General features: G+C 69.9%; 22 protein-coding genes, 1 other RNA gene and 1 pseudogene. 11 read left to right on the top strand and 13 right to left on the bottom strand.

Annotated elements, in window-relative coordinates; all coding sequences use genetic code 11:
• The first annotated feature begins 45 nt into the window (after window positions 1–45).
• Together K6T50_RS01700 and K6T50_RS01695 are read left to right on the top strand one after the other, a co-directional pair.
• Window positions 46–1,143: an NADH:flavin oxidoreductase/NADH oxidase gene (locus K6T50_RS01700; protein WP_222607723.1), complete on the top strand. Its 1,098-nt coding sequence runs from the start codon at window positions 46–48 to the stop codon at window positions 1,141–1,143.
• Window positions 1,144–1,217: 74 nt separating this feature from the next.
• Window positions 1,218–2,252, top strand: a complete 1,035-nt coding sequence (locus K6T50_RS01695; protein ID WP_222607722.1) for a DUF7547 family protein — start codon at window positions 1,218–1,220, stop codon at window positions 2,250–2,252.
• Between the two features lie 31 nt (window positions 2,253–2,283).
• Here K6T50_RS01695 and K6T50_RS01690 read toward each other — a convergent pair whose 3' ends face one another.
• From K6T50_RS01690 to K6T50_RS01680, 3 genes are read right to left on the bottom strand one after another with little or no spacing between them, the layout of a single operon-like run.
• Complete coding sequence (locus K6T50_RS01690; protein ID WP_222607721.1) at window positions 2,284–2,733, bottom strand: hypothetical protein; 450 nt, start codon at window positions 2,731–2,733, stop codon at window positions 2,284–2,286.
• Between the two features lie 28 nt (window positions 2,734–2,761).
• On the bottom strand, window positions 2,762–3,199 hold the full coding sequence (locus K6T50_RS01685) for an OB-fold domain-containing protein (RefSeq protein ID WP_225935349.1): 438 nt from the start codon (window positions 3,197–3,199) through the stop codon (window positions 2,762–2,764).
• Window positions 3,196–4,353 carry a thiolase domain-containing protein gene (locus tag K6T50_RS01680; RefSeq protein WP_222607720.1) on the bottom strand — a complete coding sequence of 386 codons (1,158 nt, stop codon included), beginning with the start codon at window positions 4,351–4,353 and terminating at the stop codon, window positions 3,196–3,198. The genes K6T50_RS01685 and K6T50_RS01680 overlap by 4 nt, the downstream gene beginning before the upstream one ends.
• A 136-nt stretch (window positions 4,354–4,489) precedes the next feature.
• Here K6T50_RS01680 and K6T50_RS01675 point away from each other — a divergent pair, with 136 nt between their 5' ends.
• The 3 genes from K6T50_RS01675 to K6T50_RS01665 all read left to right on the top strand — a co-directional run bounded on the left by K6T50_RS01675 (window position 4,490) and on the right by K6T50_RS01665 (window position 5,701).
• Window positions 4,490–4,903: a DUF7548 family protein gene (locus K6T50_RS01675; protein WP_222607719.1), complete on the top strand. Its 414-nt coding sequence runs from the start codon at window positions 4,490–4,492 to the stop codon at window positions 4,901–4,903.
• 74 nt (window positions 4,904–4,977) lie between these two features.
• Window positions 4,978–5,292: signal recognition particle sRNA (gene ffs / locus K6T50_RS01670), an RNA gene on the top strand.
• 136 nt (window positions 5,293–5,428) lie between these two features.
• Window positions 5,429–5,701 carry a DUF7111 family protein gene (locus K6T50_RS01665; protein WP_222607718.1) on the top strand — a complete coding sequence of 91 codons (273 nt, stop codon included), beginning with the start codon at window positions 5,429–5,431 and terminating at the stop codon, window positions 5,699–5,701.
• A gap of 33 nt (window positions 5,702–5,734) precedes the next feature.
• On the opposite strand, the gene K6T50_RS01660 is transcribed toward K6T50_RS01665, so the two are convergent.
• A complete protein-coding gene (locus tag K6T50_RS01660) occupies window positions 5,735–7,129 on the bottom strand; it encodes an NAD(P)/FAD-dependent oxidoreductase (protein WP_222607717.1) in 1,395 nt (464 codons plus the stop codon).
• Window positions 7,130–7,263: 134 nt separating this feature from the next.
• On the opposite strand from K6T50_RS01660, the gene K6T50_RS01655 reads away from it, so the two are divergent.
• Complete coding sequence (locus K6T50_RS01655; RefSeq protein ID WP_222607716.1) at window positions 7,264–8,268, top strand: zinc-dependent metalloprotease; 1,005 nt, start codon at window positions 7,264–7,266, stop codon at window positions 8,266–8,268.
• A 27-nt stretch (window positions 8,269–8,295) separates the two neighbouring features.
• Here K6T50_RS01655 and K6T50_RS01650 read toward each other — a convergent pair whose 3' ends face one another.
• The 3 genes from K6T50_RS01650 to K6T50_RS01640 all read right to left on the bottom strand — a co-directional run bounded on the left by K6T50_RS01650 (window position 8,296) and on the right by K6T50_RS01640 (window position 9,346).
• Window positions 8,296–8,670, bottom strand: coding sequence for an avidin-fold protein (locus K6T50_RS01650; protein ID WP_222607715.1), 375 nt, complete (start codon window positions 8,668–8,670; stop codon window positions 8,296–8,298).
• Window positions 8,671–8,732: 62 nt separating this feature from the next.
• A complete protein-coding gene (locus K6T50_RS01645; RefSeq protein ID WP_222607714.1) occupies window positions 8,733–8,954 on the bottom strand; it encodes a hypothetical protein in 222 nt (73 codons plus the stop codon).
• Window positions 8,954–9,346, bottom strand: coding sequence for a nuclear transport factor 2 family protein (locus K6T50_RS01640; RefSeq protein ID WP_222607713.1), 393 nt, complete (start codon window positions 9,344–9,346; stop codon window positions 8,954–8,956). Before K6T50_RS01640 ends, K6T50_RS01645 begins: the two co-directional genes overlap by 1 nt.
• A gap of 101 nt (window positions 9,347–9,447) precedes the next feature.
• Between K6T50_RS01640 and K6T50_RS01635 the strand changes: the two genes are divergently transcribed.
• Complete coding sequence (locus K6T50_RS01635; protein ID WP_222607712.1) at window positions 9,448–9,864, top strand: DUF7969 family protein; 417 nt, start codon at window positions 9,448–9,450, stop codon at window positions 9,862–9,864.
• Between the two features lie 189 nt (window positions 9,865–10,053).
• Here K6T50_RS01635 and K6T50_RS01630 read toward each other — a convergent pair whose 3' ends face one another.
• The 4 genes and pseudogenes from K6T50_RS01630 to K6T50_RS01615 all read right to left on the bottom strand — a co-directional run bounded on the left by K6T50_RS01630 (window position 10,054) and on the right by K6T50_RS01615 (window position 14,681).
• On the bottom strand, window positions 10,054–11,571 hold the full coding sequence (locus tag K6T50_RS01630) for an RtcB family protein (RefSeq protein WP_222607711.1): 1,518 nt from the start codon (window positions 11,569–11,571) through the stop codon (window positions 10,054–10,056).
• 35 nt (window positions 11,572–11,606) lie between these two features.
• On the bottom strand, window positions 11,607–12,812 hold the full coding sequence (locus K6T50_RS01625) for a DoxX family protein (protein WP_222607710.1): 1,206 nt from the start codon (window positions 12,810–12,812) through the stop codon (window positions 11,607–11,609).
• Between the two features lie 96 nt (window positions 12,813–12,908).
• A pseudogene (locus tag K6T50_RS01620) lies at window positions 12,909–13,313 on the bottom strand (archease); the annotation flags it as partial.
• Between the two features lie 156 nt (window positions 13,314–13,469).
• Window positions 13,470–14,681: a DUF502 domain-containing protein gene (locus K6T50_RS01615; RefSeq protein ID WP_222607708.1), complete on the bottom strand. Its 1,212-nt coding sequence runs from the start codon at window positions 14,679–14,681 to the stop codon at window positions 13,470–13,472.
• A gap of 142 nt (window positions 14,682–14,823) precedes the next feature.
• On the opposite strand from K6T50_RS01615, the gene K6T50_RS01610 reads away from it, so the two are divergent.
• Window positions 14,824–15,297, top strand: a complete 474-nt coding sequence (locus K6T50_RS01610; RefSeq protein ID WP_222607707.1) for a GNAT family N-acetyltransferase — start codon at window positions 14,824–14,826, stop codon at window positions 15,295–15,297.
• A gap of 246 nt (window positions 15,298–15,543) precedes the next feature.
• Here the strand turns inward: K6T50_RS01610 and K6T50_RS01605 are convergent, their stop codons facing one another.
• Window positions 15,544–16,656 carry a pyridoxal-phosphate-dependent aminotransferase family protein gene (locus tag K6T50_RS01605; protein ID WP_222607706.1) on the bottom strand — a complete coding sequence of 371 codons (1,113 nt, stop codon included), beginning with the start codon at window positions 16,654–16,656 and terminating at the stop codon, window positions 15,544–15,546.
• A gap of 205 nt (window positions 16,657–16,861) precedes the next feature.
• On the opposite strand from K6T50_RS01605, the gene K6T50_RS01600 reads away from it, so the two are divergent.
• Window positions 16,862–18,064 carry a cystathionine gamma-synthase gene (locus tag K6T50_RS01600; RefSeq protein WP_222607705.1) on the top strand — a complete coding sequence of 401 codons (1,203 nt, stop codon included), beginning with the start codon at window positions 16,862–16,864 and terminating at the stop codon, window positions 18,062–18,064.
• A gap of 227 nt (window positions 18,065–18,291) precedes the next feature.
• Window positions 18,292–19,332, top strand: coding sequence for an aspartate-semialdehyde dehydrogenase (gene asd, locus K6T50_RS01595; RefSeq protein WP_222607704.1), 1,041 nt, complete (start codon window positions 18,292–18,294; stop codon window positions 19,330–19,332).
• 29 nt (window positions 19,333–19,361) lie between these two features.
• Here the strand turns inward: asd and K6T50_RS01590 are convergent, their stop codons facing one another.
• Window positions 19,362–22,400: an FAD-binding and (Fe-S)-binding domain-containing protein gene (locus tag K6T50_RS01590; RefSeq protein ID WP_222607703.1), complete on the bottom strand. Its 3,039-nt coding sequence runs from the start codon at window positions 22,398–22,400 to the stop codon at window positions 19,362–19,364.
• A gap of 141 nt (window positions 22,401–22,541) precedes the next feature.
• On the opposite strand from K6T50_RS01590, the gene K6T50_RS01585 reads away from it, so the two are divergent.
• Entirely contained in the window at window positions 22,542–22,913 is a 372-nt protein-coding gene (locus tag K6T50_RS01585) for a VOC family protein (RefSeq protein WP_222607702.1), read from the top strand.
• The last annotated feature ends 88 nt before the right edge of the window (window positions 22,914–23,001 follow it).

The following is a 23,001-nucleotide window of genomic DNA, read 5'->3' as shown; positions in this document are numbered from 1 at the left end:
TCTGTCGTCGCCAGCCGTTTGTACCGGCGCGGTCCTACCGGGCGCATGGTCGAACACCTGTTCTCCCCGCTTTCGTTGCGCGACACCGAGATCCCCAATCGCGTGTTCGTCTCGCCGATGTGCCAGTACTCGGCGAGCGAGGGCGTGCCGACCGACTGGCATCTCGTCCACCTCGGATCGCGCGCGGTCGGCGGGGCCGGCCTCGTGATGGCCGAGGCGACGGCGGTCTCGCCACAGGGTCGGATCACGCCCCACGACACGGGGATCTGGACCGACGAGCAGGCCGACGAGTGGGCCCGGATCGCGGAGTTCATCGACTCACAGGGGTCGGTGCCCGCGATCCAGTTGGCTCACGCCGGGCGAAAGGCGTCCACCCACCGGCCCTGGGACGGCGGCGATCCCGTCCCGATCGAGGAGGGCGGCTGGGAGGTCGACGCGCCGTCGGGGCCGTACCCCCGCGACGGCGACGAACACCCGACGAACAGCCTCTCGACGGCCGGGATCGAGGGCGTGATCGAGGACTTCCGCGCGGCCGCCGAGCGCGCGCTGGCGGCCGGCTTCGAGGTCGCCGAGGTGCACGCGGCCCACGGCTACCTGCTCCACGAGTTCTGCTCGCCGGTCGCCAACGACCGCGACGACGAGTACGGCGGCTCCTTCGAGAACCGCACCCGGCTCGTGCGCGAGGTGACGGAGGCGGTGCGCGAGGTGTGGCCCGACGACAAGCCCGTGTTCGTTCGGATCTCGGCGACAGACTGGATCGACGACCGCGAGTCGTGGGACGTCGAGCAGTCGGCCCGGCTCGCCCCGCTGCTGGCCGAGGCCGGCGCCGACCTGCTGGACGTGAGCGCGGGCGGTATCTCGCCCGCACAGGAGGTACCCTACGCGGGCCCGAGCTATCAGCTCCCGTACGCCGAGGCGATCCGCGAGCACGTCGCGGAGGTCGGCGCCGACATCGCGGTCGCCTCCGTGGGCGGCATCACCGAGCCGGAACAGGCCGAGGCGATCGTCGCGAACGACCGCGCGGACGCCGTGCTCATGGCCCGGGAGTTCCTCCGGTCGCCGTACTGGCCGCTGCACGCGGCCGACGAACTCGACGAGGAGATCGAGTGGCCCGTGCAGTACCGCCGAGCGAAGCCGCGCTGACCCGTCACCGACTCACGGTGACCGACCCGATCGCGTGTGAACCCTTTTGACGGAACGCGCCCAACAGTTCCGGTATGAGTAACCCCTCCCGCGATCCCGGCGACGACGAGGACCTCGCGGCGCTGGTCTCCGAGCTGGAGACGACGCTCGCGGACCTGCGTGACGAGCTCACGGACCGCGAGCGCGGTGCCGGACGCGACGCCGACCGCCGCGGTGACCGCGGTGGCGGCCGCGTCGAACGGTCCTCGGCAGATCGCGACCGACGAATCCTCGACGACACCCGGGGGCGACGGGACCGTCCTCGCCCGCCCCGTCCCCCGTCCCCCGGAGAGTTGTTCCGGTTCACGAGTGATTACACAATTCCGACCGTCGTGGCGGTCCTCGAAGCGACGATCGAGGCGCTCGAACTCCTCCAGGGAGTGATCGATCTGGCCGCCCCGGGGGAGACGCCGGCTCGCAGGAACCGCGGGCGCGGCGCTCGCGGGGGCCGACGCGACCGTCGCGATTCGCGCGGGCTCGCCCGGACGATGCTGTCGGACGCTGTGGGCGAGGGCGTCACCGCCGCGACCGACCGCGCGGCAGCCGACGCGGCAGACGCGCTGGAACGGCTCCGCGAGACGCTCTCGGAGGCGGACCTTCCCGAGGACGAGGAGAGCCGGGACCTGGTCGCCGACGCGCGCGATCTGAGCGCGGAACTGGAGCGCCGGGTCCGCGAGTCCCGCGAGACGGTCGACCGGGAGCGCGACCGCGAACGGCGCGCGGACCGCGGCAGCGACGGGGGAGCCGCCGACGACGGCGGGCCCGTCAGCATCGAGGTCGGCGAGCCTGACGGCTCCGGCGAGTCCAACGAGCCGGGCGAGGACGGGGACGAAACTGAGGACGGATCCGACGACGGACCCGACGATGTGAACCGATCGGACGAGGACGACGCTCCCGAGGTCGACGTGGACGCGGAACTGGAGTCGATCAAGCGGGAGGTCGGGAAAGGGAACGACGACGACGACAAGGAGGGGGACGAGGGGAACCACGGCGACGACACCGACGACACCGACGGCCGCGGGGACGCCGCGGACGGCATCGACGGCGACGCGGACGACCCGACAGCCTGATCCTGGCGGGGATCGCCCGATCGGCGGCAACTCAGTCGCGCGTTTTCGCGTACAGTTCGACCGCGCCGGCGGCAACGCCGACGAGGACGACCGCGGGCCATCCGAGCAGCACCCACCCCAACGGCGTCGGGTCGACGGGCGTCGGCGTCGTCGCCGGAGCGACGTACTGCGCCCACGTCGCTGTCACGGCACCGAGGAAGACGACCGCCGGGACGGCCGTCGGGGAGACCAGTCCGCGACTCGTGCGCGCCCAGCCCGCGACCGCGCCGGCGACGACCGCGCCGACGAGGAGATACGCGGCCGTCCCCGGCGCGGGAACGACCACATCGAACAGCGCCAGCGAGACGCGAACGGCCACGAGCGAGCCGAGCACGCCGAGCGCGACTCCGGTCCTGACGGCGAGCCCGCCGGTTCCGTCGGTGCCGTCCGCGTCGTCGACGCTATCGGAGTCGCCGACACTATCGGCGCCGTCGTCGCTCACGGCTCGACCCCCTCCCGCTCCCCCGGCATCACTCGACGGGACGGAACCGGAAGCCGTCCCACTCCTGGCTGGCGGGCTCGCGGATGCCCGCGTCGGGGTCGCGAAGCTCCTCGCAGTACACCGGCTCGACCTCGTCGCCGATCTCGATGTCGCCGGTCGTCGCCTGTCCGATGGCGCGAACGGGCTCGCCGTCCACGTCGAACTCGACGATCGCGACGTGGTTCGGCTCTCGTACGCCCGGCGGCGTCGCCGTCGACGTGGTCCAGGTGATCACCTCGGCGGTGTACTCAGAGAGGTCGACGGTGTCGACCGGCGCTTCGCCGCCCGGGCCGACCGGGTGGGCGGGATAGGTGATCGACCCGTCCGGGTAGCGCGCGGCCTCGAAGGCGGGCGCGTCGTCGCGGGTCGCTCCGCTCCCCGCTCCGTTCGCGGACTCGCTCCGCTCGTCCGCGCGTTCGTCGCTCATGCGTCCACCCCCTCGAAGATCGCGGTGGTAACGCAGTTCCCGAAGCCGCCCACGTTGCACGCGAGGCCCACGTCGGCGTCGACCTGTCGCTTCCCGGCCTCGCCGCGGAGCTGTTGGACGATCTCGTACGCCTGCGCGACGCCGGAGGCGCCCAGCGGGTGGCCCTTCGACTTCAGGCCGCCGGAGGTGTTGATCGGCAACTCGCCGTCGCGGTCGGTGCGACCCTCCTCGACGGCCTTCCACCCTTCGCCCTTCTCGGCGAACCCGAGGTCCTCGAACTGGAGGAACTCGAGGATCGTGAACATGTCGTGCAGCTCCGCCACGTCCACGTCGTCGGGCGACAGGTCGGCCATTTCGTAGGCCCGATCGCTCGACTCGACGACCCCGCGCATCGTCGTCGGGTCCGCGCGCTCGTGGACGACGTGGGTGTCGGTCGCGCCGCCGATGCCCGCAACCGTGACGTACTCGTCGGCGTACTCCTCGGCGACGGAGACGGGACACAGGAGGAGCGCCGCCGACCCGTCGGTGATCGGACAGAAGTCGTACAGCCGGAGCGGGTCGGCGACGATGGGCGAGTCGAGCACGGTGTCGAGGTCGACCTCCTTGCGGAACTGCGCGTGCGGGTTGTCGACGCCGTTCCGGTGGTTCTTGACGGCGACCTTCCCGAGGCTCTCGCGCGGGGCGTCGTACGTTTCCAGGTACAGCCGGGCGGTGAGCCCCGCGAAGCTCGGGAGCGTGAGCCCGTGTTTGTACTCGCAGGGGTGCGTGAGCGAGGCGATCACGTCGGTCGCCTCCGCGGTCGTCCGGTGGGTCATCTTCTCGCCGCCGACGAGCAGCGTCATGTCGGAGGCGCCGGAGGCGACCGACTGCCAGGCCGCGTAGATGCCCGCGCCGCCCGAGGAGGAGGTCTGGTCGATGCGGGCGGTGTAGGCCGGCACTGCCTGGAGGTCGTGTGCGAGCGCGTTCGGGACGCCGGTTTGCCCCTCGAACTCGCCGCTCGCCATGTTCGAAACGTACAGGTGGTCGACGGCGTCGGCCGACACGCCCGCGTCCTCGAGGCACGCCTGTCCGGCCTCCGCCAACAGCTCCCGGATCCACGCGTCGCGTTGCCCGAACGGGGTCATCGACGCGCCGACGATTGCGACGTCTTCCATACCTGCCCCTCCGGGTGAGACCACTTCGGCGTTCCCCTTCGGGCGATCCGGACGGGGATGTGTCCCCGACCCGATCACCCTCCGCGGGGCGAGGATCGCGGGGCGTTAAGTGCGCGCCGGACGGGTATCCGGTCGCATGAACCTCGCCGAGTCCGCGCCCGCGGCGGGCGTCGCAGCCTGCCTCGCGCTGTTGGTCGTGTTGGCCGCGCCGTTCCTCCTCATCGCCGACGCCGGTACGGGGCTGGGCGTCTACTACGCCTCCGGAACCGTCGGCGCCGCCGGCGTCGCGTTCCTCGCGATCCTCCTCGTCGTCGTCTTCCTCTCGGGTCGCCAGGAGCGCCGGCCGGCCGACACCGTCGCCGGCGTCGCGCTCGTCGCCGGCGTCGGCCTGCTGGCGCTGGCGATCGCGTGGGCGCTCGCCGTCGACGTTCAGAACCTCTACTCGTTCCCGCAGTCGGCGACGTGGATCCTCTGGCACCGCTGGCTCGTCGTCGGCGTCGCGGCGCTTGTCCCCCTCAGCGCGGGCGCGTTCGCCAGCGCCGTCGTGTAGCCGCCGGCTGTCGATTCCGGCGACGGCTCGGCGGCGCGTACCGCAAGGCCCATAAGTCGGAGCGGACTACCTCGGGATGGACTAGGTCGGGCAGTTAGGCCCTGCTCGTCTCCCGCGATAGAGTCTTCAGCGGGGACCGAACGCCGGACGCGTCCGGGACGCCCATCGAGGGCCTCGGAAGCTGACGGAGAAGCCTCGTCCGCCGGGGACGACGGTCCGCCGGGACGCACCCGCAGGGGTGCTCTCCCACGGTTCGCCGGTGGCACCGGGCCAGGCGCGGAAGCGAGCAGCCCACCGCCGGACGTCCGTCGCTCGTCGGGTCGCGGGGCGGAGTCAGCGACCGGGATTCCCCCCGATGGAACTCCCGGGCAACTCCGGCCCGTCCGCCATTCATCCCGTATTCACGTCCCCGCGAGCGACGCGGCCGGCGGTCGGGTCGTCGGACGCGCTCTCTGCGTGTCGTCGGACACGCAGTCGATCTGTCGCGACCGCAACCGCCGAGTACCTCCCGTCCCACGAACGCACATGAGCAGCGTCGATGCCGACGGCATCACCGCGACGTACGAGGAGACGGAGACCGAGCGCCTGCTGACGTTCGAACGCGACGGGCGCCGCGCCGCCGTGGCGCAGAACATCGAGGGGTACGCCATGTTGAAGGTGCGCGAGGGCGGCGCCGGCGGCGACGAACTGGAACGCTACTACGGCTTCGACATGGCGCTGGATCACGTCGCGGAGCTGCTCGGCGTCGCGGTCCACGACCTTCCGGTTCCCGAGGACGCCGAGGACATGGGAATGTAGGGCGAACCGAGACGCGCGCTCGTCGTTCGTGACTCAGTACGCGTACTCGTCCTCGGTCATCTGGACGTACCGCCCGTCGCGGTTGCGCCACTTGATCCACTGGTACCGCAGGAGGAGCTTCGTCGCGCCCCAGCCGGCGCCGAACTTCCGCTCGAACATCCCGAATCCCTTCTCTTCGGCGAGCATCTCGCGTCCGATCCGGAACGTGTCGTCCCAGTCGTCCGGGCCGTAGCCGCGACACAGCTCCGCGAGCGCGACGTTGCGAAGCAGCTCGTCGCCGATGGCCTCGTGCCACCGCTCGTTGTACGCGCTCACGTCGCCCTCGGCGGCCAACTCGCCGGCGATGGCGCCCGTCCGGACCGCGACGTGGTCGCCGCCCTCGTGGAAGGCGCTCGTCGCGCCCATGGCGCCGCCGGCGACGCACACGCCGGCGTCGACCGGGCTTTCGATCGGGTTCGTCGAGGAGATGGGGTACGTCTCGGTCCCCTTGGTCTTGCCTGCGTCCTCGACGAGGGGGAAGTCCTCCTCGATGTCGTACTCGTCGCCCCACTCGCGTTCGAGGATCCGCCGGACGTACTCCGTCCCCGAGGGAACTCGCTCGTCGTCCTCGCGGATGAGCGCGTACGCCTCGCGCTCGTCGACCTCGTCCAGGTCCATCCCGATGGGCATCGTCAGCCCGACGCGACAGACGCGGTCGGCGTTCGGGAACACCCACGGGTAGGCGGTGTGGCCGGGCATGACCCCCCACCAGAACGTGATCGCGCCGTCGACCTCGTCGTACACCTCCTCCGGGAACTTTCGGTACTCCTGGTAGGCGATGTGGTTGTTCTCCGTCGAGGCCAGCCGCTCGGAGGCCTTCCGTCCGTCCGGCAGGAACCGGTCGAGCACGCGGTTCGTCACCGTGCGCTGGGGCCCGTCCGCGAGCACGAGGAAGTCCGCGCCGATCTCCTCTCCGGAGGCCAAGGAAAGCACGTGGCGCGGGTCGTCGCCGCCGACGCCCGCCGACGGATCGGTTTCGACGCCCTTCACCGACGCCTTCACGCGGTACTCGGCGCCGGCGTCCTCCGCGCGATCGCGCATGAAGTCGTCGAAGCGCGCGCGGTGCATCGTGTAGCCGAAGCCGTCGTAGCTCGACTCGATCCCGGTCGAGCGGAGGGTGCAGGCCTCGTTCGGACCGACGAACTCCGCGCGGTCGAGCTCGTCCTGGACGACGCCCTCGGGGAACTCGTCGGGGTGGATCCCCATGATGTCCACCCAGTAGTCGAGAATTCCGGCGGCGTCCGTGGAGTCCGGTCCGAGGCGGTCGCGGTCCTCCCGCGGGACGCCCTTCTCCAGGACGAGGGCGTCGGCGCCGCGGGAGGCGGCGGCGTGTGCGGCGGCCGACCCCGCCGGCCCGCCGCCGACGATGGCGACGTCGACTCGTTGCATGCTCCGATCGGACCGCGGATCGCTCTTAAAACGTCCGAAGCGCACCCGGGCGACCCCCCGCGGTCCAGCGTCCGTCGACCCGGAACCCGGCGCGTCGGGGGAAGGCCTATCCCGCCGGACGGCGGAGGTGTGGTATGGATCTCTCCCGGAGCGTCCGCGCCATCGCCGACGCGGCGGACGCGTCCGACGGCGCCATCGACTGGGACGCCGTCGCGGAGGCGGCCAAGGGCGGCTGTGAGCCGGGCGACCTGCGGATGGAGCCGGCCGAGCGCGCGGCGTTCGCCGACGACGTGCGCGCCGCCCGCGACGGCCTCCGTGCGGCCTCCGGCGTCGATTTCGACCTCCCCGGCAGCATCGAGGTGCAACACCGCCACCACTGGATCGACGCGAACGTCGACACGTTCCGACGGGTGCTTCGCCCGCTGGAGGACACCGCGACCGGCGGCATGGTCCCCGGCGTGGCCCGGTCGCTGAATTCCGGCACGATGGCGGTGACGGTCGCGTTCCTCGCGCGCAACGTCCTCGGACAGTACGACCCGCTGTTGCTCGCGGAGGCCGACCCGGACGACCACGGCCTGTACTTCGTCCGCCCGAACATCCAAGAGGCCGCGGTGGAACTGGACGTGGGTTACCCGCGGTTCCGCCGGTGGATCGCGTTCCACGAGGTCGCCCACGCCGCCGAATTCGCGGCGGCGCCGTGGCTGCCCGGGTATCTCGAGGCCCGCCTCGAATCGGGGATCTCGTCGGTCACCGACGAGTCCTCGCTGCTGGAACTCGCCCGTCCCGATCGCGACGGGGGAACCCCGGTCGACGCCTTCGCCGACCTCAACACGGCGATGACGGCCGTCGAGGGCTACGCCGAACTCCTGATGGACCGGGCGTTCGACGACGAGTACGACGACCTGCGCGCCAAACTCGACGCGCGTCGCCAGGGCGGCGACCCGATCACGAACCTGTTCAAGCGACTGCTCGGCTTCGGGATGAAGCGCCGACAGTACGAGCGGGGCGCGGCCTTCTTCACGGCAGTCGCCGATCGGCGGGACCTCCGAACGGCGTCGCTGGTGTGGGAGCGCCCCGAGAACCTCCCGACTGACGAGGAACTCGACGACCCCGACGCGTGGATCCGGCGGGTCGCCTGACCCGTCCGGCGGTCCGCGGCGCCCGGTTCACTTGTCGATCTCGTCGATCTCGTCTATTTCCTCGTCTTCTTCGAGCACCGACTCCCCGGCGCCCGCCTTCGACTCCCACTCCCACTCGTCCTCGACCCGCACGCGACCGTCCGCGAGTTCCTCGACGGTGCCGACCGAGCGTCCGGACGCGGTGTCGCCGTCGACGTTGATCTGTGTGTAGCGGATCTCCCACTTCCTCCCGTCGAACGTCCCGAGGAGGTGACCTTCAGCGATGTCGCCGCCGGCGTACGCCGCGTGGATCCGGTCGCCCGTCTGCTCGAACCTGAAACGGGTTTTCGTGCCGACCTCGCCGTCCTCGTCGTTCGCGACGCCGACGAGCGTCCGCCCGTCGAGCGAGATGTCCTCGGCCATATTCCGTGGTGGATGCGGGACGACATGGTTCTTCGCCCGCTCGCCACCCTGCTCGCGGATCCCTACCGCTTCGGCGAGAACTCCTCCAGCGTCCGCACGACGAACCACGTCAACGCGGCGCCGATGACGAGCGAGACGGCGACGGCGGCGGCTATCTGTTCCGGCGTCGGGTCCGCCTGCAGCGACACGAGCCCGCCGGAGACGCCGATCAGGAGGACCAACCCGACCTTGAGCCGTCGGTTCGTCGCGTCGCGCTTCTCCTTGGTGATGCTCGGGCCAACCATCAGCGATCGACACCCGAATCGAGGTCGGTCGGGGCCGAGACGTGCAGTCCCGCGAACGCCCACCCGTCGTCGGTCGGAACGAGCGTCCCGCTCCAGCGCGTCTCGAACGAGCGCTCGGCGAACGCCTCGGCGTCGTACCACGACAGCGACACCGCGTCGCTGACGGCGGCAGCCGCGTCGCGCTCGACGATATCGAGGTCGTGACTCTCGACGGTCCAGTCCTCCGTCGTCCGGGACTGCTCGCGGAGCCCCTTCGCGATCTCTGCGTAGCCCACGAGGCGTTCGCTGATCCCCACCTTCACCGTCGCCGGCGACTCGACGAAAAACGGCGCGAGTGCCTCGCCCGCGCGGAGGGCGTCGTAGTACGCCCGAACCGTCTCCTCGGGTGTCATCGTGTTCCGACTCGTGGCCGGGGGGCTTGAAATCCGCGTTCCGGAAGCCGCGGAGTGTTCCCGCCGACGAAGACAAGTCCCGCCGCCCCCTCCTCGCTCCCATGAGCTATCCGGTCACCTACTACTGTCCTCACTGCGGCACGCTCGTCGAACTGGAGCGTGAGGGCTACCTCTCGGACAAGGCCGTCACGCCGTACCCGTTCGAGGGCTGGGAGTACGTCGCCCCCGACGAGGAGTTCGAGGACGGCGCCGCCGACGGCGTCGCGCTCGTCTGCGGCGAGTCGCCGCCGACGGACGGTGGGAACGCCACGGACGTATCGGGTGCTTCGGACGCCGAGGGGTGCGGGGAACGGTTCTACCTCTCGTTCGTGAAGTTCGAAGACGGCCGAGAGATCGATCCGCGACACGCCGACACCGACGGCGAGCGCGTCGAGCTCGCGGAGAGGAGCGGGCCGAACTCGCCGCGCGGGCCGACCGGACCCGACAGTCCCTCCGGTCCGACCGACGGCTTCGACTGATCCCCGCGCTATCGGAGGATCCACCCGCGCGAATGCGGCCGCTCCACGCCCGAACGTTGAAATACGAACCCGGGACCATCGCCGCCGTGACGTGACGGTCACCACGGCGCGAGCGCGGGTGTGCGACGCCGCGTGCCGTGGTCGCTGCGGGGCGTCGCCTGTCAGCCCACCCCCAACGGAGCCGTGCCGCTACCCCTTGATGTTGCAGACGGGGAACGTCCGGGCGACCTTGTCTCCGATGCCGAGCGCGTCGCTCACGCGGACGACCTCGTCGACGTCCTTGTACACGCCGGGCGCCTCCTCGGCGACGGTGGCGCCCGACTGGGCCTTCACGTAGATGTGGTCCTGGTCGCGGAGCTCGTCCTGGACGGTCTCACCCCAGTACTCCTGCTTGGCGGCGGTTCGGCTCATCACGCGGCCGGCGCCGTGGGCCGTCGAGCCGAAGGTCTGCGCGAGCGACTCGTTGCCGCCGACGAGCACGTAGCTGCCGGCGCCCATGCTCCCGGGGATGATCACCGGCTGTCCCACGTCGCGGTAGGCGGCCGGCACCTCCTCGCGGCCGGCCGGGAACGCGCGCGTCGCGCCCTTGCGGTGGACGTACAGCTCGCGTTCCTCGTGAGCGACGGCGTCCTCCGTCGGTACGGCGGTGCCGTCGTCGTCGACGCCGACCTCGTGGACTTCCTTCTTGGCGATGTTGTGCGCCACGTCGTACAGTAGTTCCATTCCGAGTTCGTCGGCGTCCGCGCGGAACACGCGCTCGAACACGCGGCGCGTCCGATGGGTGATGAGCTGCCGGTTCACCCACGCGAAGTTGATCGCCGCGCACATCGCGCCGTAGTACTCGTCGGCCAGCTCCGAGCCGGCGGGCGCGGCCGCCAGTTCCTTGTCGGGCAGCCGGTCGAGCAGGTCGCCGTGGCGCTTCTCGATCTTCCGAAGGTAGTCCGTACACACCTGGTGGCCGAGTCCGCGCGAGCCACAGTGGATCAGGACGACGATCTGATCCTCCTTCATACCGAAGGAATCGGCGACCGCCCCGTCGAACACATCGGTCACGCGCTGGACCTCGAGGAAGTGGTTCCCCGAGCCGAGGCTGCCGAGCTGATTGCGGCCGCGGTCCTTCGCCTTCTGGGAAACGAACTCCGGGCGCGCGTCGGGCCGGCGCCCCTGGTCCTCGCAGTGGGCGAGGTCGTCCTCGGTCGCGTACCCTTCTGCCAGTGCCCACTCCATCCCGCGTTCGAGCACCGCCTCCACGGTGTCGACGTCGCCCTCGACGATCCCGCCGCCGCCGAGGCCCGAGGGGACGTTCGCGAAGAGGCTCTCGACGAGCTCCTCCTCCTTGCCCTGCACGTCCTCGTAGGTGAGGTTCGTCCGGACCATCCGGACGCCGCAGTTGATGTCGTAGCCGACCGCACCGGGGGAAATACAGCCGTCGGTCGCGTCCGTCGCGCCGACGCCGCCGACGGGGAACCCGTACCCCTGGTGGCCGTCGGGCATGCACGCGGCGTAGGTCGTGATCCCCGGCAGATGTGTCGCGTTGCGGAGCTGCTGGAGCGTCTTGTCGTCGGCGATCTGTTCGAGGAGCGGGTCGCTCGCGAGGACGCGCGCGGGGGCGTTCATCTCGCCCTCCTGCGGGATCTCCCAGACGAACTCGCGGACCTTCCGGAGTTCGACCCCGTCGTACTCGCGGGTTTCGGGCGTGTCGGTCATGTACGTCTCTCCCGCTGGCGGACGGAATAGCGTTACTACCGGTCGGCGTCATTCGGGTTTCGGTCGGCCGACCGCTCGACGGATCGTGTCGTCCCGGACGCCTCCGACGGCTCGGACGCGGCGGCGCGAACCGCGTCCGGGCCCATCTCGGGAGCGCCCCGCTCGTTCGGCGACCGGAAAACAGCCAGGTCGGCGGAGAACGGCCCGGCCCCGGTGACGAGCAGTACCGACACCAGGCCGAACAACGAGATGTGCGCGAGTACCGGGTCGTCCGCGAGTCCGAACAGTGTGGTGGTGAACACGACGAACGCCGCGGTCGACGCGGCCCGCGTGAAGAGCCCTGCCACGAGCAGGACTCCGAGGAACAGTTCCGTGACGGCGGCACCGAGCACCCACAGCTCCGGAGGCACGGGTAACAGCGTCGAGAGCCCGTACTGTTCGACGACCGCGAGCGCCTGGTTCGGCGCGAGGAGCTTCTCGGCGAGCGCGAGGTACGCGAAGACGATACCCATCCCGATCCGGACGACCGTCGGCACGTACCGTCGGTACGGGTCGAGGGCCTCTCCCGCGGGGACAGCGATCCGGCGGTAGAACGGATCGAACCGGGAGTACACCGTCTCGTCGTTCGCGGCCAGTCGCGCGATGACGTGGTCGGCGCTCGGGCGCCCGCCGCCGACGATACCGATCGCGAGGAGGCCGGCGACGTACTCGAAGGCGAAGAACAGCGAGGGGTGTACCGGAAGCAACACCAAATACGACGCCAGCGCGACTCCGGCGACGAATCTCGTCGCGAGCCCGAACAGCAGCGCGAAGCCGACGGCGACGCCGAACAGGCGGACCGGAACCGCGGTGTCGGCCGCCGTGACAAGCGGCGTGAACAGGTAGCCCGCGAAGCCGGCGCCGACCATCGGCAACCCGATACTGAGTCGGAGCAGCCAAGGGAGCAGATCGGCGTAGTCGACGAGCGCGCGCCGGATCGCGGCCACGTCGGCCCGGAGGGGCTGAACGCGGAGATACCCCGCCATGGTCCCGACGACGGCGACGCCGCCGGCGCCGAGCGCCAGCACGACGACCGGGTCGGACAACGCCGACGTGAGGAACGCGATCGGGTCGCCGTTCTCGGCGTCGGTCACGTACTCCACGTGTGCGGCGGCGACACCCGACGCGGCCGCGACAAACGCGGCGAGCGCGCCGACCTTCGCGGCGGACGCGGCGACGACGTGTCGGGAACGCGGTCGCATCGTTCGCAGTCCGGGCGCTGCGATGGTAAGTCCTGCGACCGATTCACATGGACTGCTCCGAAGTCGGCTGTTCGCTGTCGATCACGAAGTCGACGCTCAGACGTCGAAGACCACGTACGCGCGCCACCCGTCCGCAGTCCCCGCCAGTTCCATCTCCGAGTACGTCACCGCCTTCACGTCGCGCGCGGTGACGGCCGAGAGCGGGACGCCCCGCGCGCTCGCTTCGACGACCCACTCGTCCCCCTCGCCGCGGACGGTCGCCCGGTGATCGACCGGCAAGACGCCGCGCACGTCCCGCTCGTAGATGCACTCGTCGAGGTAGTCGAACAGCGCCGCCTCCGGCGACTCCGACCGGACGCGAAACGTGAACCGGTCGCCGGTCGCGGGGGCCGAGTCGCACATCGCCGCGGTCAGCCCCTCCGCCACGGCGGCGAACACCCCGCCCAGCGAGTCCGCGGTCGCCGCGACGGCCACGTCGGCGGTGTGCTCGCGGAGTTCGAATCGGCCACGCGCGTCAGCGGCGCCGGCGTCGTGGTCGGCAGTGGCGGTAGTATCGTCGTCGGCGGCGGGATCGTCCGGGTCGTCCTCAGCGTCGAGGGGTCGATCGGGGTCGTCGCTCACGGGTTCGATATCGGGTTCGCGCCGCCGGCTGTTAACCTACTCGTCGCCTCGATCATGATCGCCGTCGTCGCGGGCGCGGTCGTCATCCAGTTCCTCGTCCCCGTCCGCCCGAGCAGCCGTTCCCTCGCCGCCCCGCTGTTCCGCGGCCGGCGGGGAGTCGGTGCCGTCGCGCTCCGCGGACGGCCTGTCGGCGTCGTGCTCTGGGACCTCCTCGTTCCCGTCGGACTCCACACCGTAGCGGCCGGCCTCGCGAGCCGGCGTCGAGGTCGCCTCCGAGTTCCCGTACAGCGAGTACGGCTGACGGTCGTCGAGATCCTCCTCGTCCCCCTCGATCGGGTCCCGCTGTGCGCGCGTTCGCCGAGCCACGTCGGTCGGCGTCTCGGAGCGCGTGGGGTCGACCTGTCGGTCCCATTCGTCCGCTCGTTCGGCGGCCTCCGGTTCGGAGCGCCGGATATCCGGGGAGTCAGCCTCGGGGTCGAGGCGCTGGTCGGCGTGTTCGACCCGCGAGAGCGTTCGGAGCTGTCGAGCCGAGAGCCCGTCGTCGCTCGCGCCCGACCCGCCCGACACCGCCACGCCGCTCGTGACGACCGCGCGGAGACCCTCCTCGACGGTCATGTCCACGTCCATCACGCGGTCGGCCGGCATGTGAACGAGGTGGCCGCCCATCACCGGATTCGGCGCCAGCGGGAGAAACAGCGTCAACATCCGGTCGTGTCCGGCGGGCTCGCGGAGGGGGTCCGGCGTCTCGGTCGTGAGGAACCCGAGCGTGTACGCCCCCTCGTGGGGGAACTCGACGAGCTTCACGTCCCGGAAGTTCTGTGCGTCCTCGTTGATCATCACGTCGGACATCTGTCGGAACGACTCGTAGACGGCGCCGATGCCGGGCACGTGCGCGACCGCGGCGTCGAAGTAGTCGACCGCGAGGGCCCCGAACCGCGACGCGTTGATGAACAGTCCGACGGTCACGATCAGCGACGCCAACACCAACGGCGTCAGGAGTTCGATCAGCGCCTCCTTGGTGAGCGAGAGCCTGACCCCGGACACGGAGAGGACGTACCGGGCGCTCGGACTGAGGTCGAGCACCAGCGTCGAGAACAGGTCGAGGTACTGGTAGACGTAGCGGCCGGCGACCGCGAGGACGATGAGCGAGAGCAACAGCGGCACGACCACCGCGACGCCGGTGACGAACGCGCTCCGGACCGGCCCGACGATCGACCCGCTCAGCCGGTCGGGAGACCAACTCGGCATTACCCACCTCGTCGAGCGACGGGAATAAAAACGGTACTGCTTCCGGAGCGGGTGCAGGCCTGTCGGCGACGACGAGCGCACGTCCGGCGGAGAGCGCCGCCGACGGTGGAGTTAAATGCGCTTCAGCAGTAGAACCTCTCGCGTGAGCGTCAACGTCGAAAAGCGCATGGACCCCCCGGGGGAGGCCGAACACGCGGAGGCCGCCTGGGCGCTGAAAGAGGAGATCCGCGAGCACGAGGGTGTCCTCAAGCAGCGGCGCGACTTCTTCATGAACGCCTACAAGCGCGCGGAGTGCCACCTGCTCGTCGAGGACGACGAGCTCGTCGGGCTGGCCGCGTCGCGCCGCGACGGCTACATCCTGTTTCTGGCCGTCGCGCCGCGGGTCCGGGGACGGGGGTACGGGGAGCGCCTCGTCGCCGAGGTCGCCGAGGAGAACCGCACGGTGTCGTGTCACGCGCGGACGACGAACGAGGCGGCGCTGAACTTCTACAAACACATCGGCTTTCAGGTCGTCCGCCGCATCGAGAACTACTACGAGGACGGCGGCGACGCGTTCTACCTGAAGTTGGGCGAGGACTCCTCGCTCAGGGACCGGCTCTCGAAGTTCCTCCGGTAGCGGTTTGTACCGCCGGCCGCTAGTCCGAGGTGCGCGCCTTCAGTCCCCGCCCCAGTAGACCCGCCAGGGTGCGATGACGGTGCGGAGAACCCGGGCGCGCGACACACGGCCCGCCGCGAGCCGCGATCGCGGACGCCCGGCACGAGGGTTTACCGGCCGACGCGGCACGCCGCCACGGGATGACGCCGGCTCGTTAGTGTTCCGGGCGACACCTTCCGTCCCGACGAGCCGCAGCCCCGCGTCGAACTACAGCCCGGCCACGTCCTCAATGGCGTCGGTCAGCTCCTTGATCGACTCCACGTCGTGTTCGCCCATGTGGCCGATGCGGAACGTCTTCTCGCCCAACTGCGACCCGTAGCCGTTCGAGAACGCCATGTCGTACTCCTCGCTCACCTGCTCGATCGTCGCCGCCACGTCGATGCCCCGCGTGTTCTCGATGCATGCGACCGTCTGCGACTCGTACCCCTCCTCGGGGAACATGTCGAAGTGGTCGTACGCCCACTCGCGGGTGTACTCGGCCATCTCGCGGTGGCGGGCGTCGCGCCCCTCGTGGCCCTCCTCCAACATGTTCTTCATCTGCTTGCGGTAGGCGAGCATGACCGGGATCGCGGGCGTCGAGTGGGTCTGTCCCTTCCGGTCGTAGTAGTCGAGCGCGCGCTGGAAGCCGCCGTACCACGACGCCGAGTCCTTCCCGACCTCGCGCTCGTACGCCTCGTCGCTGACGACGCAGACGGCGAGCCCCGGCGGCATCGCGAACGCCTTCTGGGTCGACGCGAAGATCACGTCGATGCCGTGGGCGTCGATGTCGACGTAGTCGCCACCGAGCGCGGAGACCGCGTCGACGACGAAGTACGTGTCCGGATACTCGGCGATCACGTCGCCGATCTCCTCGATCGGGTTGCGGACGCCGGTCGAGCTCTCGTTCATCACGGTCGCGACCACGTCGTAGTGCGTGTCGCTCGTTTCGAGGTGCTCGCGGATGTCCTCCGGCTTGATCGCCTCGCCCCACTCGTACTCCAAGCGGTCGACGTTCTTGCCGAGGCGCTCGGCGACATTGGCGTGGCGCTCGCTGAAGCTCCCGCAGGTCGGCACGAGGACGTTCTCGTCGACGAGGTTCAGGGTGGACGCCTCCCAGAACTCCGTCCCGGAGGCCGTCAGGATCATCACCTCGTTATCGGTGCCGAGGAAGTCCTTGGTGTCCTCGACGATGGTCGTGTAGAGGTCCGTCATCCGGTCCATCCGGTGGCCGAACATCGGCTGGGCCATCTCCTCGATCACGTCCTCGCGGACCTCCGTCGGCCCGGGGATGTACAGCGTCTTCTCGGGGTAATCGTCCGTGTACTCACGTTTCTCGGTCACGAAATCACCTGATACCCGTGGATCCGTGTCCGGGTGGCAAGGTGTTTGTGATTCCCCCAACGACGAAGCCTGTGTATCGGTGGACGGGAGCGTTCTACTACCGGGAGCGGTCTGCAGGGGCCGGGAGCAGTGGGCGGCGACCGACGACCGCGAGCGCGACGCCCGAATGGCAAGAATCACACGGACCGGTACCGTCGCCCCGGGTATGAGCGACCACGACGACGCGGACGACGTCGACGCCGCCGGCGACGAGAGCCGGTTCCGCATCGAGACGACCGCGATCCACGCCGGCCAACAGCCCGACTCCGAGACGGGCGCGCTGATGACGCCCATCTACGCCAACTCGACCTACAAGCAGGACGGCCCCGGCGACCACCGCGGGTACGAGTACAGCCGCACCGGCAACCCCACCAGGACCGACCTGGAGGCGAACCTCGCGGCCCTGGAGGGCGGCGAGTACGGCCGCGCGTTCTCCTCGGGAATGGGCGGGATCAACACCGTGCTCAACCTGCTGTCGGCGGGCGACCACGTCGTCACCGGCGACGACGTGTACGGCGGCACCCACCGCATCTTCACGCAGGTGTACGAGGAGTACGACCTCGAGTTCGACTTCGTCGACACCACCGATCACGGCGCCGTCCGCGACGCGATGCGCGAGGAAACTGAACTCCTGTGGGTCGAGACGCCCACCAACCCCCTGATGCGCGTCAACGACATCGACGCGCTCGCGGACATCGCCCACGACCACGACGCGCTGTGTGCCGTCGACAACACGTTCGCGACGCCGTACCTCCAGCGTCCGCTGGAGCACGGCGCCGATATCGTCTCCCACTCGCTGACGAAGTACCTCGGCGGCCACTCGGACGTGGTCGGCGGCGCGCTCGTCACGGACGACGCCGACCTCGACGAGCGCATCGGCTTCTATCAGAACTCCGTCGGCGCGACGCCGTCGCCGTTCGACTGCTTCCTCGTGCTCCGCGGGACGAAGACCCTGCCCGTGCGGATGGACCGCCACTGCGACAACGCCCGCGACCTGGCGGCGTGGCTCGACGACCACGACGCCGTCTCCCGCGTCTACTACCCGGGGCTCGACTCGCACCCGCAGCACGACCTCGCGAGCGAGCAGATGGACGACTTCGGGGGCATGCTCTCGTTCGAGTTCGACGGCACGCTGGAGCAGGCCAGCACCGTCGTCGAGGAGACCGAGGTGTTCACGCTCGCGGAGAGCCTCGGCGGCGTCGAGAGCCTCATCGAGCAGCCCGCGGCGATGACACACGCGGCCATTCCGAAGGAGGAGCGCGAGGCCGCCGGGCTCACTGACGGGCTCATCCGCGTTTCCGTCGGCGTCGAACACGTCGACGACATGAAGGCCGACCTGCAGGCGGCGTTCGACGCGGCCGCGGAGTAATCGAGGCCGTCGCCGGCCCGCGGGGATCGCGAACCGCGTGCCGATGACCGATCGCCGCCGGCTGGTTGCCGACGGTCGACGGCCGACGATCCCTCGTCGTCGCGGCCGAGCACCCGACGGAATCTCGGTGGCTCGCCCCCGGAAGCGACGGTCCGTGACTGCGGCAATCCTCGCCGGGCCCGCGCGTATCCGAAGGGTCTTATTCGAGTGTGACACACCGACACACAATGACTCATCGAGTCGGCATCCTCGGCGCCACCGGCGCCGTGGGCCAACGGTTCATCCAGCTGCTCGACGGCCACCCGCAGTTCGAGATCGCGTGTCTGACCGCCAGCGACGCCTCCGCGGGGAAGCCGTACCGCGAGGCGGCCAAGTGGCGTCTCGACTCCGCCATCCCGAAGCCGGTTCGGGACATCACCGTCCGCGCGACCGACCCGGCGGAGATCCCCGACGACGTGGACCTGCTGTTCTCGTCGCTCCCCTCCGGCGTCGCCGCGGAGATCGAGCCCGACCTCTGTGCGGCCGGCTACGTGGTCTCCTCGAACTCCTCGAACGACCGGATGGCCGACGACGTGCCGCTCACCATTCCCGAGATCAACCCCGATCACCTCGACCTGATCGAGGTCCAGCGCGACGAGCGCGGTTGGGACGGCGCGCTCGTGAAGAACCCGAACTGCTCGACGATCACGATGGTGCCGACGCTGGCGGCGCTCGACGAGTTCGGCCTCGAACGCGCACAGGTGTCGACGCTGCAGGCGGTCTCCGGGGCGGGCTACTCGGGCGTCACCTCGATGGAGATAATCGACAACGCCATCCCCCACATCGGCGGCGAGGAGGAGAAGATGGAGACCGAGAGCCGCAAGCTCCTCGGCGACTTCGACGGCGCCGAACTCAGCCTCCACTCGGCGGAGGTCGCCGCCTCGTGCAACCGGATCCCCACCATCGACGGCCACCTGGAGAACGTGTTCGCCGAACTCGCCGACGACCCCGAGCCCGCGGACGTACGCGCGGCGATGGAGTCGTACCCGAGCGCCGACCTCCCCTCGTCGCCGGATCAGCTCATCCACGTCTTCGGTGACGACCGGCCCGAGCGCCCGCAGCCCCGGATGGACCGCATGCGCGGCGACGGGATGCAGGTCGTCGCCGGCGGCGTCCAGACGACGCCCGCGGGTGTGAAGTACAACTGCCTCGCGCACAACACGATCCGCGGCGCCGCGGGCGCCTCGCTGCTCAACGGCGAACTGCTCGCGAACGAGGGCTGGATCTGAAACGCGGGAGGACCGACTCTTCGTAGCGCTTACTCCGCCAGCGCCGCGGCCACCTTCTCGATCGGATGGGGCGGCTGTTCGTCCGCCTCCTCGCGGTCGCCCAATTGTGACCGACAGGAGGCGCCGGGTGCGGTGACGCTCTCGGCGGGGCTCTCGTCGACCGCGTCGAACAACAGCGAGCCGATCGCCTTCGACAGCTCGTAATGTTCGGCCTCGTAGCCGAAGCTCCCGGCCATCCCGCAACAGGTGGTGTCCAGCGGGTCCACGTCGTAACCGGCGCGCCGGAGCACGCCGACCGCGTGGTGGTCCTTGTTCAGCGACTTCTGGTTGCAGTGGCCGTGATACGCGATCGACTCGCCGCGCTCGGGCGCCTCGCGGAACTCGATCGCCTCGTCCAGGCGCGCGGTGTCGACGTACTCCAGCACGCCGTAGCTGGCGGCCGACACCGCCTCGACCGCGTCGCCGTCGAGGAGGTCGCGGTACTCGTCCTGGAACATCACCGCGTCCGACGGTTCGACGAACACGACGGAGTATCCCTCATCGACGAAACGTTCGAGCTTCTCGACGTTCTCCGCGGCGCGCTCACGGGCGGTCCCCAGGAAGCCCGTCGAGAACGCCGCCCGCCCGGAGGCGGCCAGGTCCTCGGGCACGCGGACGTGGACGTTCGCCGCCTCCAGCACCTCGACGGCGGCCATCCCCGCGTCGGGCATGCTGTAGTTCGTGTACGTGTCCGGGAACAGGACGACCCGCGCGTCCGCCTCCGCGGCGCTGACCGCGGCGCCGCCGCGGCGGTCCCACCGCTTCCGGAAGGTGTCGCGGGTGAACGTCGGGAGCTCGCGCTCGCTCGCGATTCCCAGTGCCTTCTCCATCACCGTCCGCGCGCCGGGGACAGCCGTCGCCGCGTTGGCGACGGGCGCGAGCGCGCTCCCGATCCGACTGGCTGTGTCGATGTTAGCGAAGACGCGCTCGCGCAGGCTCGCGCCCGCCTCCTCGTGGTGCTCGTGTTTCACCTCCGCCTTCAGCTTCGCCAGGTCGACGCCGGTCGGGCAGTCCGACATGCAGCCCTTACAGCCGACACACAGCCCGAGCACCTCCTCCTGGAAGCGGTCGGAGTGGATCTCGTCCTCCGAGAGTTCTCCGGAGATGGCAGCGCGAAGCATGTTTGCGCGGCCCCGCGTCGCCTGGATCTCCTCGCCCGAGGCTCGGTACGTCGGACACATCACGTCGCCCTCGGTCTCCCGGCAGGTGCCGCAGCCGTTGCACAGTTCGACGAGGTGTGAGAACCCGCCCTCGTCGTCGAAGTCGAGGGCCGTCCGCGGCTCGATCGATCGGTAGTCGGCGCCGTACCGGAGGTTCTCCCGCATGTCCGTGTCGGCGGCCGAGTCGGGGTAGCCGTGCTCGGCGGCGGTGTCGCCGTCGACGTAGACGACCTTGCCCGGGTTCATCCGCCAGTCGGGATCGAACGCGGACTTGAGCTCCTGAAACGCGCCCCACAGGTCCTCCCCGTACATCTTGGGGTTGAACTCCGTGCGCGCGAGGCCGTCGCCGTGCTCGCCGGAGAACGCGCCGAAGTGGTCGAGCACGAGGTCGGTCACGTCGTCGGTGATCGAGTGCATCTTCTCGATCCCCTCCCCGTCCTTCAGGTTCAGGATCGGCCGGATGTGGAGGGTGCCGGAACCGGCGTGTGCGAAGTAGGCGGCGGAGGTGCCGTGGTCATCCAGTACCTCCTCGAACTCCCCCACGTACTCGGCCAACTCCTCGGGCGGCACCGTCGCGTCCTCGATGAACGGGTACGGCTTCGGGTCCCCCTCCAGGCTCATCAGCAGCGGGATCGCGGCCTTCCGGAGCTTCCAGAGCTTCTCCTGTTCGTCCTCCTCGTAGGCTTCCAACACGTCGAAGGCGGCGCCGTCGGTAACGAACTCCTCGGTGGTGTCGGCCATCGCACCCTCGAAGTCGTCCACCAACTCCGAGTCCCACTCGAGCATCAGCGCCGCCGCCGCGCCGTCGGGGATCGGCTCCTCGTACTGGGCGTACTCGGTCGACTCGCGGGCGAGCCGGAACACCTCGTCGTCCATCAACTCGACCGCGCTCACGGGGTACTCCAGCGCGACGGGTACCGCCTCCATCGCGTCGACGAGGTCGTCGAAGCAGTAGAGCGCGAGCGCGGTCTCCTCGGGTTTCGTCACGAGCGAGACGGTCGCCTCGACGATCGTCCCGAGGGTGCCCTCCGCGCCGACGAACAGCTTCGAGAGGTTGATCACCTCCTCGCCGTCGTCGGTCTCGTAGATCACCTTGTGGAGGTTGTAGCCGGAGACCGACCGTTTCAGGTTCGGATACTTCTCGTCGATCTCGGCCTCGTGTTCCCGGACGAGTCCCTCGACGGTGCGGTAGAGCTCGGCCTCGATCCCCCCGCCGTCGATGATCTCCTCGTGCTCGTCGGAGCCGAGGACGACCTCGCGGGTGTGGATCCGCGTGCCGTCGGCGAGCACCACATCCAGTTCCTCGGTGTAGGCGTCCGTGATCCCGTATCGCACCGAGTGGGCGCCGGTGGTGTTGTTGCCGATGCCGCCGACGACGGTCGCGCGGCCGGAGGAGGCCGGGTCGGGTGCGAACTTCAGGCCGTCCTCCGCGAGGCGGGCGTCGAGGTGGTCCTGTACGACGCCCGGCTGCACCGTCGCCTCCTGTCCCTCGGCGTCGACCTCGACGATGTCGTCCATGTGGCGCGTGGTGTCGATGACGACGCAGCCCGGGCCGACGGTCTGGCCCGCCAGCGACGACCCCGTCCCCCGCGGCAGCACCGGTACCCCGTGGTCGGCGGCGACTTCGTGGGTCGCGACCACGTCGTCGGCGTCGCGCGGGCAGACGACGCCCGCGGGCTCGGCCTGGTAGATGGAGCCGTCGGTCGCGTACAACACCTGCGCGTACTCGTCGAACTGTACCTCGCCGGCCACGCGCTCGCGCAGATCGGACGCCAACTCGGCGTACTCCCGTACGTCGGGTCGATCGTACCCCAGTGACGCGGCGGACGTGTCCCAGCGTCCGTCGCTCCCCGGGTCGTGAGTTGCCATGGGGAATCCGAAGGAACAATCGTGTAAAAGCCCTTTGTCAACATTTGCCACCCGGCGGCCCGATCGGCCCCCCCCATCCCAGCTCCCGCGTGGGTTGCGCCGACGCGAACGATTATACTCGTGGGTGCGCGGGAGTCTCGCATGGCGTTCATCCACGTCTGTCTCAACGTCGCCGACGCCGAACGCGCGGCCGACTGGTACGCGGACAACCTCGGCTTCGAGCGCTCGTGGGAGTTCACGACGCCCGACGGCGACACGCGAAACCTCTACGTCGCCGACGGGAACGGCGTCGAACTCCAGTTGTCCGACACCGAGGGTGCCGACGAGTTCGAGGAGGGGACCGCCTACGACCACTTCGCGGTGAAGGTGGACGACGTCGACGCCGCCTTCGAGCGGATCGACAACCACGGCGTCGTGGAGGAGCCGGGCGACCAGCCCGAGGCGGGCGCACGGACGGCGTTCCTGAAGGATCCGGACGGCCACACCGTCGAACTGGTGCAGCCGCTGGAGTAGCTCACTCACGCCCGCGGCGACGGGGTCCACAGCGGGCAATACTGTGTTTAGAACGAACGTTTATGATAGTACCGGGGGACGGTGAAAC

Source organism: Halobaculum magnesiiphilum (assembly GCF_019823105.1).
GTDB classification, from domain to species: Archaea; Halobacteriota; Halobacteria; order Halobacteriales; family Haloferacaceae; genus Halobaculum; species Halobaculum magnesiiphilum.
The sequence above is the reverse complement of the archived record's forward strand: the minus strand, read 5'-3'. Positions and strand labels throughout refer to the sequence as shown.